The 13,128-nt window shown below is 50.6% G+C and carries 9 protein-coding genes; 7 read left to right on the top strand and 2 right to left on the bottom strand.

Annotation, left to right across the window (positions count from 1 at the left end):
• The first annotated feature begins 111 nt into the window (after nt 1–111).
• The gene (locus KBW69_RS07515) at nt 112–984 is read left to right on the top strand and encodes an A24 family peptidase (protein WP_257253147.1); all 873 of its coding nucleotides are present in this window, start codon (nt 112–114) and stop codon (nt 982–984) included.
• Between the two features lie 7 nt (nt 985–991).
• The gene (coaE, locus tag KBW69_RS07510) at nt 992–1,594 is read left to right on the top strand and encodes a dephospho-CoA kinase (RefSeq protein ID WP_257253148.1); all 603 of its coding nucleotides are present in this window, start codon (nt 992–994) and stop codon (nt 1,592–1,594) included.
• 34 nt (nt 1,595–1,628) lie between these two features.
• Here coaE and KBW69_RS07505 read toward each other — a convergent pair whose 3' ends face one another.
• Nucleotides 1,629–3,251: an NAD+ synthase gene (locus KBW69_RS07505; protein ID WP_257280490.1), complete on the bottom strand. Its 1,623-nt coding sequence runs from the start codon at nt 3,249–3,251 to the stop codon at nt 1,629–1,631.
• 111 nt (nt 3,252–3,362) lie between these two features.
• Nucleotides 3,363–5,453: an EAL domain-containing protein gene (locus KBW69_RS07500; protein ID WP_257280489.1), complete on the bottom strand. Its 2,091-nt coding sequence runs from the start codon at nt 5,451–5,453 to the stop codon at nt 3,363–3,365.
• A 213-nt stretch (nt 5,454–5,666) separates the two neighbouring features.
• Here KBW69_RS07500 and KBW69_RS07495 point away from each other — a divergent pair, with 213 nt between their 5' ends.
• The 5 genes from KBW69_RS07495 (at nt 5,667) to KBW69_RS07475 (ending at nt 13,126) form a co-directional block, all read left to right on the top strand.
• On the top strand, nt 5,667–6,233 hold the full coding sequence (locus tag KBW69_RS07495) for a GspH/FimT family pseudopilin (RefSeq protein WP_257274233.1): 567 nt from the start codon (nt 5,667–5,669) through the stop codon (nt 6,231–6,233).
• Entirely contained in the window at nt 6,230–6,700 is a 471-nt protein-coding gene (gene pilV / locus KBW69_RS07490) for a type IV pilus modification protein PilV (protein WP_257253235.1), read from the top strand. The genes KBW69_RS07495 and pilV overlap by 4 nt, the downstream gene beginning before the upstream one ends.
• A gap of 3 nt (nt 6,701–6,703) precedes the next feature.
• Nucleotides 6,704–7,759 (top strand): PilW family protein, encoded by a 1,056-nt coding sequence (locus KBW69_RS07485; protein ID WP_257274234.1) that lies wholly within the window; start codon nt 6,704–6,706, stop codon nt 7,757–7,759.
• Nucleotides 7,756–8,316 (top strand): PilX N-terminal domain-containing pilus assembly protein, encoded by a 561-nt coding sequence (locus KBW69_RS07480; RefSeq protein ID WP_257254783.1) that lies wholly within the window; start codon nt 7,756–7,758, stop codon nt 8,314–8,316. Before KBW69_RS07485 ends, KBW69_RS07480 begins: the two co-directional genes overlap by 4 nt.
• 124 nt (nt 8,317–8,440) lie before the next feature.
• A complete protein-coding gene (locus tag KBW69_RS07475) occupies nt 8,441–13,126 on the top strand; it encodes a pilus assembly protein (RefSeq protein ID WP_257280488.1) in 4,686 nt (1,561 codons plus the stop codon).
• Nucleotides 13,127–13,128 lie beyond the last annotated feature (2 nt).

Below are 13,128 nucleotides of genomic sequence, written 5' to 3'. Positions count from 1 at the left end.
TAAGACCAGAAAACAGCCATGAGCCAAAGTGTCGCTGCTATCAAATTATAATGTGTCTCTGGATCTGAACATGCGGCACTTTCATATTAAGAAAACCGGATTTATTGACTAATGGCACTCTTAGAATTACTCCAGTCTTCACCCACTTATTTCTATCTCATCCTGCTCCTGGTCGGCCTTCTGGTTGGTAGCTTTCTCAATGTTGTTATTCTGCGCCTGCCGGTAATGATGGAACGGCAGTGGAAGCTGGAGTGTCTGGAAACACTTCACCCGGACAAGGTTCCTGCTGAGATGGAACCTTATAACCTGATCAAGCCCGACTCCACCTGTCCGAGCTGTGGCCACAAGATCCGGGCCTGGGAAAATATCCCGGTTATCAGCTATCTGTTTTTGAAAGGCCGTTGCTCTTCCTGCAAAACCTCTATTTCTGTTCGCTATCCGATCATTGAGGTAGTCTCTGCCCTGCTGACCGTTGCTGTTGGCATCTACTTTGGCGCCACGCTCCAGACGATTTTACTGTGCTGTTTAGTCTGGTCCCTGCTGGCATTGAGCATGATTGACCTGGACACCCAACTGCTGCCGGACAGCATTACCTTGCCCTTACTCTGGCTGGGCCTGCTAGCCAACAGCTTTGAGTTATTGATTCCTTTAGAGGACGCGGTGCTGGGTGCTGCTGCCGGTTATCTTTCACTGTGGTCTGTTTACTGGCTATTCAAACTGCTGACGGGCAAAGAAGGTATGGGCTATGGCGACTTTAAACTACTGGGGGCACTCGGTGCCTGGATGGGTTGGCAAATGCTACCTCTGATTATTCTGCTGTCCTCACTGGTGGGAACGATTGTCGCGGTGGTGCTAATCATCCTGAAAAAGCAGGAGCGGAGCAACCCTATTCCCTTTGGGCCTTATCTGGCCGCTGCGGGCTTTATTGCCCTGCTTTGGGGAGAAACACTGGTTCAATCTTATCTGCAGATTATGGGACTGTGAGCTGAACATGAGTAAGTTGGTTATTGGCGTAACGGGCGGCATCGGCAGTGGTAAAACCGCCGTTACCGACTACTTTTCCAGTCTCGGTATTACCGTAGTGGATGCGGACCAGGCTTCAAGAGAAGTGGTGGAACCCGGTCAGCCAGCTCTGCAGAAAATTGCAGAAAGACATGGTCAGGATATTCTTACTGACGAAGGCACTCTGGACCGAAGAAAGCTCAGGGACATTATTTTTAATGACGACAGCGAACGTTTATGGCTGGAACAGTTGCTGCACCCTTTGATTCGTCATCAGATTATTCAGGAACTGGAAGCGTCCGAGTCTCCTTACACCATCATGGTTTCGCCGCTTCTGGTAGAAACAGATCAACACTTGCTCACCCAACGTATCCTGGTTGTCGATGTTCCTGAAGACACTCAGTTGGCAAGAACCATGAGCCGCGACGGCATGAGCAAAGAACAAACCCGGGCTATTATGGCGAGACAGGCTTCCCGTAAACAGAGGTTGGAGAAAGCCAGCGACGTGGTTGATAACAGCGGCTCGCTGGAGCAGCTGTTTAAACAACTGGATGAGGTTCACCAGACCTATATGGCTCTGGCAAACGCATAAGCGCGACCGGGGTAGTCCGGGTTTGTTCAGACCATCAAATACCCGGACGCCAGCCGTTGGTAATCGGGTAACGGCGGTCACGTCCAAAACCGCGGGGCGTAATACGAACCCCCACCACCGCCTGCCGACGTTTGAATTCATTAACATCAATCAGACGCAACACCCGATAGACAGTATCCCGGTCAAAGCCGGAATCGATAATGGCTTCAGCGCTTTTATCTTCTTCCACATACATTTCGATGATTCGATCCAGCTCGTCGTAGGGAGGCAGACTGTCTTCGTCTACCTGATCAGGTGCGAGTTCGGCAGAAGGTGGACGATCAATCACCCGTTGCGGAATAACATAACCCAGAGAGTTACGGTACTCGGACAACTCAAAGACAAGCGTTTTTGGTACATCTTTCAGAGCATTGTAACCACCGCACATATCGCCATAGAGCGTGGCATAGCCTACCGCCATTTCACTCTTATTGCCGGTAGTGAGGACCATGTAACCTTTCTTGTTGGAAATGGCCATCAGCATGACGCCCCGGCAACGGGACTGGAGGTTTTCTTCTGTGGTGTCTTTTCGGGTATTCTCAAACTGAGAACTCAGCATTGACATAGACGCATCAAACATCGGCTCAATAGGCATGACGGAATAATCGACACCCAGAATTTCGGCTTCTTCCCGGGCATCTTCGAGACTCATGTTTGAGGTATAGCGGAAAGGCATCATAACCGCCTGAACCCGTTCGGCGCCCAAAGCGTCGGTGGCAATGGCCAGAGTCAAGGCAGAATCAATCCCACCGGATAAACCTAACACAACCCCTTTAAAGCCATTTTTATTCACATAGTCACGAACTCCCGTGACCAGAGCATTGTAGACTCGTTCGTGCAGGCCAGGCAGCTCGGCAACGTCTTCCTGATCAAACGTCTTGTCTGCTATGTCGAAACAGGTTTTGTAGAGACCTTCGGCAAAGTAATCGGCCCTGACAGCGACCTGTCCATTGCCGTTCATGGCAAAAGAGCCACCATCAAACACCAGCTCATCCTGTCCACCCAGGAGGTTGACATAAAGCACGGGAAGACCCGTTTCTAGACAACGGTTGCGGATGGTCTGGTAACGGATAGTGTGTTTATCTTTATGAAAGGGGGAAGCGTTGAGGCTCAGAACCAGCTCCGCCCCGGCATCTGCAGCCTGCTGAGCGGATGAGGGATACCAGAGATCTTCACAGACAGTCAGAGCCAGTTTTACCCCTTTACACTCATAGACGCAGGGTTCATGTCCCGACATGAAGTAGCGCTTCTCATCGAATACCTGGTAGTTAGGCAGATGTTGTTTTGCGTATCGGGCCATCACCTGACCGTCTCTAAGGACCACTGCCTGATTTTCCAGACCATGTGCTCCCATGGCAGGTAATCCAATCACCAGATCAATACCTTTGACCACACCGAGCTTGCTGATAGCCTGCTCAATTCTCAACACCATACTGGGCCTGAGTAACAGATCTTCAGGTGGATACCCGCAGAGTGTCAGTTCAGGAAAAACCACCAGATCGGCCTGATGCTGATCACGCGCTTCTTCAGCCGATTCGATCACCCGCTGGGTGTTGCCGTCTATATCACCCACTTTGAGGTTAAGCTGGGCCATGACGATATTGAGCTTTGCTGACATTAAAAAGCCTGATCTCTTAATCTTCAATCTGTGAGCCGGCTATTTTCAACGATGTTGCAGTCAGTGTAAAACTCAAAATCTTCCTTGATTACGGGGAGGCTGCGTCAGCCACTAGAAGTCCCCCTCAAAATCAAAGTCCATATGTTCCACAGGCTCCTGAAGGAAGTCGCCCTGGATGAAATCGACACCGGTATGCCACAGCGGGGCCATCTCAACAGCACTCTGAACCTGAGGAACGATCACTTTCTGCCCCTTTTCCGATAAAGCGAGGACCATTTTCTTGAGTTCTTTACCCTGATTTTCGCTGGTTAGATCTTTAGTGAAAGAAGGATCAACCTTGACATAATCCACCGCCATTGGCGCAATGGTTTCCATAGGGTTCAAACTGCAGCCAAATTCACTCACTCCGGTACTGCAACCCAGCGCCTTGACCGCCTTGAAAAAGTCCGGAGCCTGTTTATTGAAGCGGACAATATTCTGTTCACTGATTTCCACAATCACCGACGAAGCAGGCATAGCTGCCGCCTTGAGTGCAACGCCCAACCAGGGCAAAAACTCTTTCTCCAGAATGGCATTGCCGCCAAGATGCATGAAGAGTCGGATGTTATCCTTATTCTGGGTTCTGCTCAGAAGCTCTTTTCCTGCTTCTATGACCTGCCAGCGATCGACTTTGCTCCAGAGAGCATTTTTGTCCAGCTTATTTCTAAATGTCACTGAGTCATGTTCACGACCTCTGGTATCCACCATACGCAACTGAACTTCAAAGTGCTTTTCAGAAGAACCTTTCAAACTGACCACTGGTTGATATTTCAATTTAAAATTGTCATTTTTCAGAGCCTGGCTGACCATTCCTGCCAGATGCTTCTCAACCGAACTGACCGCATTAACCTTACGTTTCTGATAGAAACAAAGTTTTCCGCCGCCTTCTTTTTGGGCCTGAATAGCAGCATGGCGAGCTCTGACCAACTGAGTATCAGGATCACTGTTGGAATCGGTCAGCATGACACTACCCAGACTCAGCCTGACCGGAAGCTCATTGCTGCCCAGTGTGACCGTCTCTTGTGTAACCGCTTTAATGACTTGATCGGCCAATTCCCGCACCGACTTTTCATCACTGGCTTTCACCAAAGCCATGATACAGTCACCGCTCCAACTGGCAGCTTGATGTTCTATTAACTCCAAACCAAGACGTGAACTGACTTCTTTATAATAGGGCTGGCTGACTCTTTTACCGCCTTTGGCATGAAGCGCACGCAGTGAATCGAGAGTAATACAAAGCAAGGCAAACTGGTCTTTACCCGCAACCACTCTCTGCATGGCAACATCCATCTGCTCTTTGAAAGCTTCTTTATCATAGAGATGGGTTTCGCTATCAAGACGGGCCACTTCGACGTCTTTATGCTCAACATCCGAGGCCTCTTCAGTTTCCTGGAGCCTAACCAGCAGACTCAGTGTATAACGTCCCTCAAAGGAAGTAGGACTGACTATAGCCCTGACAGGCACTTCATTATCCTGAACTGCCAGCAACGGACACTGAATCGCTGCCAGGGCCCGGCCACTGTCTTCGATACTGTTCAGGAAATCACCCACTTCCCTGCGATCTTTTCCCGCCACCAGATCAGTAAAGGGTTTACCGAGAAGACTGGCATTGCCATCCAGACCCACCAGCTCATTGAATGCCGGGTTTGAGTATTTAACCTGACCTTCACTGATATAGATGATGGCATCCACCTGATCGTCCAACAGGTGACGTCTCTGTTTCTCTGATTCATTCAGGGCAACGCTCATCAGTCGATGGTGACGGCGGGCGTTAAGGTCGGCAATTTCCCGATCAGAAGTCAGCAGAAGCAGTTCATCATTGTCTTGAGCAATAACACTTCTTACTCCCAGCTTGAGCCATTGCAACTGTTCTTCTTCCGGTTGTTCTGACAATACTATCGAAGGAATGTCCCTGCCCTGCTGGTCAACCCGATCAAGCACTGAACTGATCGTTAATCCCTCTGGCAGCTCGGCTGAAGAGATAATCATCAAATCCCATTTCTGATGACCAGACAGAGCTTCTTCCAGACTCTTTATAGAAGTGACATGATGAGCACGGGTCGGGTATCCGGCATCCCGATAAACATTAAGCAGTGCCTCAGCTTCTTCAGAGGAAGTATCCACTATGAGCAGCCGGATGGTATCCCTGTTTTCCTGCTCCATGACATTGACCTGATTCAACGAGAGTTTAAGGGTTATCTCATTCTTATAACTGCCATGCGGCCGAAATCATTAGCCCCCTGTCAAAAAACCATCCCTGTTTTTATCTCATTGGCTGCTTTGATAATAATTCCGCAGGTTCTCTACCCCTTCACCCGAATCATCAAAATCCACTTCTAAACTGATCAGATAAACGCTAAAAACCGGTCAGATCTCATGGGGCACTCAAACAGCCTTGAGCCCGGGGCAAAAAACAGCCCTGAGCCTGGAGAAAAAGGATTTTCATTAATTGAGCTGATGATCACTCTGTTGATCGCCGGGATTATTGTTGCCATGGGACTGCCACAACTGAGGGAAGTCTCGAACACCATTCGTTTCTCAAACATTCAGCAAAACCTCCTTTCAAACCTGCTCTACGCCCGCAGTGAAGCCGTTAAAACCGGCAGCAATACCATCGCCTGTGCATCCACTGACGGGACTACCTGCGCAGCAGATCCAACCCTTTGGAGTCAAGGCTGGGTCATTTTCACCGATGAAAACAGTAACGGCGTATTTGACGCAGGAGTCGATACCTTGAGACGCTCACAGACAATAGAATCTATCGCCTCAATTACCTGGAGTAACAGCACGCCAATCGTGTTTCAGGGAGATGGCACCGTCAACAACACCAGTTCAGGCAACTTTCTTATTTGCGACAGTCTGACAACATCGAAGATCGCCAGAGGTGTTACCATTAACCTGTCTGGTAGAGTACGCTCCGCCAACTCAGTGGTTTGTCCATGAATTCAGGACGTTCCCAAGCAGGCATGACCCTGGTAGAAGTTCTGATCACAGTCGTCATTCTGGCTTCTGGCCTCTTAGGTATGGCCGCTTTACAGACCCGAAGCATCAGTTACAACAACATTGCCTATCTCAATTCCCTATCCAACATCCTTGCCTACGACATGCTCGACAGGATCAAAGCCAACCCGGTCTACGCACTTAACGGGCCCGGTTATTCGGCCAGTGTCGGCAATGCGCCCGCTGCTTATCCTAATGATTGCGACACCGCAGATTGCACACCCGCTGAGTTAGCCCGTTATGACATTGCGCAATGGAAGTTCATTCTGGACGCCCAGCTCCCCGATTCAGACGGTTCAATTGTCAAAACCGATGTACCAGAGGGCCGGAACTACACCATCACGATCTTCTTTGATGACAGCAAAGGACAGCAGACCCGCCGCCAGGTGATTCTCAGGAGCACTCTATAAATCATGAACCACATCAAGCAGAAGGGACTCAGCCTGATTGAACTGATGATTGCCATGTTATTGGGCATTTTGATCATTGCCTCAGTCACTCAGGTCTTTCTGAGCAGCAATAATTCCAATCGATTGAACTTTCAGCTGGGACTGATGCAGGAAGCAGCACGAATTGCCGTAAGCTCCATTTCGAGTGACGTCCGTGTAGCAGGATACACAGGCTGCAATAGAGAAACTTCTATTGGAAATGCCCTGCTTCAAAATAGTGCCAGCCATGAATGGCTCACCGCTGAACAACCTATTCAGGGATTGAACCTTTCTGACACCCGGTCAAAGATGGACGCTCAGGCCACCTCGGAAAGCCTGCTGATCTTTAAGGTTAATCCCGACATTGTTTTCTCCGTAACCCACCATGACACCTCCACATCGACTCTGACACTGGACCGCAACATCGGCTCAACCCTGTCAGTAGGCCATGCTGCTGCCATCACCCGTCAAGACTGTTCTCAGGTAGCTCTGATAGCCCTGAGTTCCATCAGTGGCAGCACAGTCACCCATACCACCAGCGGTGGCGGCGATTTCAGCAATTGTGTCAATCAACTCAAGGGCAGCTTTCGTTGTTATGATGGTTCAACCCCTACCGGCGCTCTGTCATTTAACCCGGGTTATCTGAAGCCGCTGGAATCTGTGAGTTATTTTGTAAAACCGGATAACGGACTGCCGACCCTGTTCAGAAAAGAAGCAGGCAACCCCACAGCGCTGGCCATCGTGGATGGTATTGAAGATATTCGAATTCATTATGGTCTGGATACCGATAACGATGGGGTTGCTAACCGCTATATCAGTGCCGGTGATCGAAGTTTTCGCCATGCTGACTGGCTACAGGCCACCTCCATCCGCATTCATCTGCTGACGCGCAGTGAAACAGAAATTCTCCCTGCTCCGGCACCTTCACCGGCGCCCCCAAGAACCTATCTTTTTGATGGTGTACAGGTTGCTCAGTCGGATCGTTTTTTGCGAAAGGAATACGTCATGACCATGGCCTTGAGAAACAGAGGGGAATCATGAGCCGCATCAGAAGACATCATGATGAAAACGGGAGCGCTCTGCTCTACACCATGATCTTTCTTACCCTGATGGTGATGGCAACCCTGACAGCAGTGCAATTCTCAAGCCTTGAGCAGAGAATGTCAGCCAGCTACCGGACTCATCAGGCCGCTTTCGTCGCTGCGGAAACCGTTCTGCTGGAGGCCGAACGCTGTATCAAAAATCAAAACAGTTGTAATGACATCAACACATTCGCCGGTGATTGCAGTAACGGCCTCTGCTTCAGTGGCTCTGACCGCAACAGTATTATCAGCTGTCGGGCCGGACATGCCCGTCCCTGGGAGAGCGCCGCGCTCTGGAAAGACCCCGGCAAAACCATTGCCGCCACCACCATGCCTTCAGGAAGCTCTGCCCGCTATATTTTAGAATTTCTCTGCTATGTTCCAAGAACCCTGTTTGGGGTCAGCCCCAATCCTGCCAACCCTTCTGACTGGTCAAAGCTTTATCGTGTAACCGTGCTCGCTTCAGTCGATAACCTCAATAGTCAGGTCATGTTACAGTCTACCTACAAACGGTGAGTTAACTTCGCATAAAAGGATTTTCACAGTGTTCGTGTCAAAAGGGATCAGCCTGTCTGCATTTTTTTCAGCCAGAAAACAGTTCTCACACAGGCTTTGGCTAACAATCTGTTTACTGACATGCTTGCTACAAGCATTGAGCTCGCAACAGGCCATTGCAGCCTCCTCGGACTATGCTGCAACTCCCAGTCAGGGAACCACCAGCTCCCCCCCTCTGGTGCTCTTTGCGCTCTCCTTTGATCACGAACTTTTCAAAAAAGCCTACAGCGACTACACGGATGTAGACGGTGATGGCTTAATAGATACCACCTACAAAGACACCATTGATTACTATGGATATTTTGAATCAGACTGGTGCTACACCTACAGCAGCAGTCGTTTTCAACCTTCTGTAAGAGCAACAGGAGCCAATGGCCATAGCTGCACCACGTCAGGCGCACCCTGGAGTGGTAACTTTTTAAACTGGGTGACAATGTCCCGGATCGACCTGATCCGTAAGGTGCTCTACGGCGGAATGAGAGTGACCGATACCACTGGCTTGACTACCCTGGAAAGGGCAGAAATCCCCTACGACTTCCATGCATTCAGCAAGATCTATACGGGAGGGGATGTCAATGACTTCACGCCTTACACTTCCAGCATTACTCTCTGTAATCTGAACCAGAGTCAGAACGGTGCTCCCCTGTTGAGAGTCAGAAGCAGCAATGACCCAAACTGGGCGGGTTTAAACCGGGTTCGCTGTCAGGGCTCATCGGATGCCGATTACAACGTCAGGGTCGATGTCTGTCACAGTGGCTCAACCGATAGTGGCTGCCAGACCTATGGCAGCTCAAAAAAACCGGTGGGACTGATTCAAACCTATCAGGACCAGGTAAAGTTTGGACTCATTACCGGCAGCTATGACGGCAATACTCAGGGCGGAGTCATACGCAAGAATATTTCTTTCGCCAGCGATGAAGTCAATCAGAGCACAGGGCAGTTTATAAACAATTCTGGCATGGTGGCTACCGTCAACCGTTTCAGAATTTCGGAATACAGTTACACCGACCAGAAATATAATTGCAGCTCTGGCAGCCCGGTGAATTGTAAAGACTGGGGCAATCCCATGTCAGAAATCTACCTGGAAGCGCTCCGCTACTTTGCAGGGGAATCCGGACCTTCTACCGATTACAGTGTGAGTTCGGACCTGGGATTACCAAAACCCGGTTGGCAGGATCCATTTACGGTTGATAGCCGCTGTGCCAACTGCGCCATTATTGTGTTATCGACAGGACAGAACTCCTACGATAGCGATGACTACAGCAATATTAGCGATATACTCTCGTCCGGGATCCCACAACTAGACCGGTTAACCAATGATGTCGGTAACCTTGAACCTGGTCTTTCGTTTCCCGGCTCCTTCATCATCGGCAGTAACGGCAGCAGTGGCATCCGACAGTGCGAACCCAAAAACCTGAATGGCCTGTCTGATGCCCGGGGTATTTGTCCTGAAGTTCCGCACTATGAAGGCAGCTATTATATGGCCGGTCTGGCACACTACGCGCGAACCCACGACCTGAGATCAAACCTGGCGGGCAACCAGACGGTTACCACTTATACTGTTGAACTGGCTCAGACAGTTCCGACACTGACCTTTGGTGTTCCTGACGGCCTCGGCAACCGCAAAACTGTGTCACTGACCCCAATCTGCCAGACCATTGACTATGCAGATGGTTTTGACGAAACACTCTATCGCCCCTGCCGTCATCTGGACCAGACGGTAGAGAGCTTTACCCTGGACAGTTCAGGCCTGCTTGACAGCATTACCTTGCGCTTAGGCTGGGCCGATGAAACCTTTGGCGGAGATGGTGATACCGACTCCGAAGCCTCTTATACCATCACCACATCCACCAATAATCTGAGCGTGCGTCTGTTTGACCCGTCATTCAATGGCTCCAACAGTTTCAGGTATGGCTACTCCATATCGGGGGTCCAGAATTATAGCGGTATGGTTCTGGATGCCGAATACAACTCCGATTACATTAACAACACCCCTAAGTTAAACCAGAGCTACGATGATGGTGACAGTGAGTCGGCATTATTGATGCGAACCTGCAGAGAGTCAGACCGCATAGCCACAGGCGGCAACGGGCCCTCATGCCTCAGTAACACTGGCACAGAGTTAACCCCTACCGATGTCACCAAAAATTTCACGCCAAACGCGACTGTTTCCAATCGTTTGCCAAAACCTTTATTTATGGCAGCAAAGTACGGTGGCTTTAACGACCTTGATAACGATGGCACGCCTAATCATGACGCCAACGGTGACAACATTCCTGACGCCGATGACAAGGAGTGGGACAACCGCAACAACCTGACAGGCTCTCTGGATCCGGATGGTATTCCTGATAATTACTTTGTCGTCAGCAACCCTGCCCGACTGGGTCAACAGCTGGGAAAGATACTTGAGGATATCGCCAGCCGCATCTCTTCCGGTGCCAGTGCTGCCCTGGTGGCTAACAGTGCCAGCGGTGTGAGCTCAGCCATCCAGGGGCTGTTTCTTCCCGAAGTGACCGTCAATAACATTGATATCAGTTGGGTTGGGCTGGTTCACAGTTTGTTTGTTGATGCCAAAGGTCACTTCCGTGAGGACACCAATGGGAACCGCACCCTCGATGACTATGCAACCGACCGGATAGTGACCCTGTCTTTCGACCCCATCAGTAATTCCACTGTCATTCAGCGATATACCTCTTCCGACAACGGCGTGACACTGACAGCAGATGGCGGCAGAGTGGATTTGACCGATCTGAAACCCGTCTGGGATGCCCGTAAACGCTTGATGGAAGTCAGCAACGTTACCAGTCAAAGAAACTATACGGCGCTGACCAATACTGGCCGTCACATTCTCACCTGGCTGGATGCCAATAATAATGGCAATGTTGATAGCGGTGAGGAACAACCGTTCGTCTCTGCCACCTTCACAGGCAACAACAGTGGCTATCTGGGTGTGAATGCGTCGGAGTCGGACAAACTGGTGAAGTACATTCGCGGCGAAGATCAGCCGGGTTACCGCTCCCGCTCTGTAGACATCGATAATGATGGCGATATGGAAGTCTGGCGCCTGGGCGACATCATTCATTCCAACCCCGTCGTCGTCTCCAAACCGGAAGGGTATTACTCTGACAGCAAACCCTTCAACAGCAATGACTCAACTTTTATCGAGTTTCAAAAACAGTACGAAAACCGTCGTCAGGTGGTGTATGTGGGTGCCAATGACGGGATGATTCATGCCTTCAATGCCGGCTTCTGGAACAACACTAATCAGCAATTTGACCTAAGCCATTCCTCTGATACCTATCAGCACCCTCTGGGTGGAGAACTCTGGGCCTACGCTCCCATGAACCTTTTACCCCATCTTCGCTGGCTGACAGAACAGGATTACCCCCATGTCTACTACATGGATGGCGAGCCCCTGATTTTTGACGCCAATATTTTCCCTGCGGATGCCGAACACCCCAAGGGTTGGGGAACAGTCCTGCTCATGGGTATGCGACTGGGCGGCGGCCCCATTGACGTCACAGTGAACAGTGCTGCCCGAACCATGCGCTCTGCCTACGTCATGCTGGATATCACCGACCCGACAAAGCCTCCCAAACTGATGGCAGAAATTACTCACCCGGAGTTGGGCTTTACCACGGGCCGCCCCGTGGTGATACAAAGGCGAAAACCCGATGCTTCCGGTGACTATAACTTTCCCACCGAAAATAACTGGTACCTGGCCTTTGGCTCTGGTCCGACCGGCACGGGGCTCAGTGGTATACGACAGGCACTGGACGATGCCACCAGTGACCAGAACATGAAAGTGTTCGTCTATGACCTTAAGAGCAAAAGCTTTCTCAGCACCTTTGACCCCATGGACAGCGGTATCGCCCAGGCTTATGCCGGCCATATGACCACCGTGGACTGGGATCAGGATTACTATGACGATGCCATCTACTTTGGCAGTGTGGAAACCGCAGGCAATCTCAGTGGCGAGCTGCTCAGGATCAATCTGGAAGATCCACTGGCTGCTAACTGGACACTGGGCACATTAACTCGCCCGCAGCGCCCTGTGACTGCCCGCCCGACGGCGGTGACCAACAGCGATAATGAACGCTGGGTCTTTGTTGGTACTGGCCGTGAGTTGACCCGGCAAGACAGCCTTAATACCCGGCAGGAATTCTTTTTTGGCGTAAAAGAACCCAGACTCAGTGGCGTGTTCTCTTATGGCACAGTGCCCTTCAGCAACCTGATTGATACCACGGATATTAAGGTGGAGGCCGATGGCGATCTGGCCTCCGGCTTTACGGTATCTGCGGGCAAGACAGTGAGTAATTTTGAATCCCTTCGCAACGCCCTGACCACCGAAGCCGGTTGGAAAAATCGACTGATCTATGACGGCAAAGATCCTGCCGGTAAAAGTATTAGCTCCCCGGCCAATGCTTTTGCCTTGCTGCTGTTTAGCGAATACCAGCCCCCTGCCGATCAGTGTCTGGTGGATGGCACCAGCTACCTGAATGCGCTGCACTACCAGACAGGCACGGCCATACCCGCCAGTCTTCAGAAAGTGCTGACTCCGAATGGTTTTACTGATAACACGATCTCCGAAAGGAAAATCAGCCTGGGTGCAGGTCTGGCTCCGGCTCCGGTAATTCACCAGGGCAGTGATGGCAAAACCAGCATTATTATTCAGGGAGGGGCCGGTAATATTTCCAGCACCGATCTGGAGTACACGCTGACGGATGACGGGCGACAATCCTGGCGACAGATATTTAATATTCCCAAGTAGAC

Source organism: Endozoicomonas sp. ISHI1, from assembly GCF_024606225.1.
GTDB lineage: Bacteria > Pseudomonadota > Gammaproteobacteria > Pseudomonadales > Endozoicomonadaceae > Endozoicomonas_A.
The sequence above is the reverse complement of the archived record's forward strand: the minus strand, read 5'-3'. Positions and strand labels throughout refer to the sequence as shown.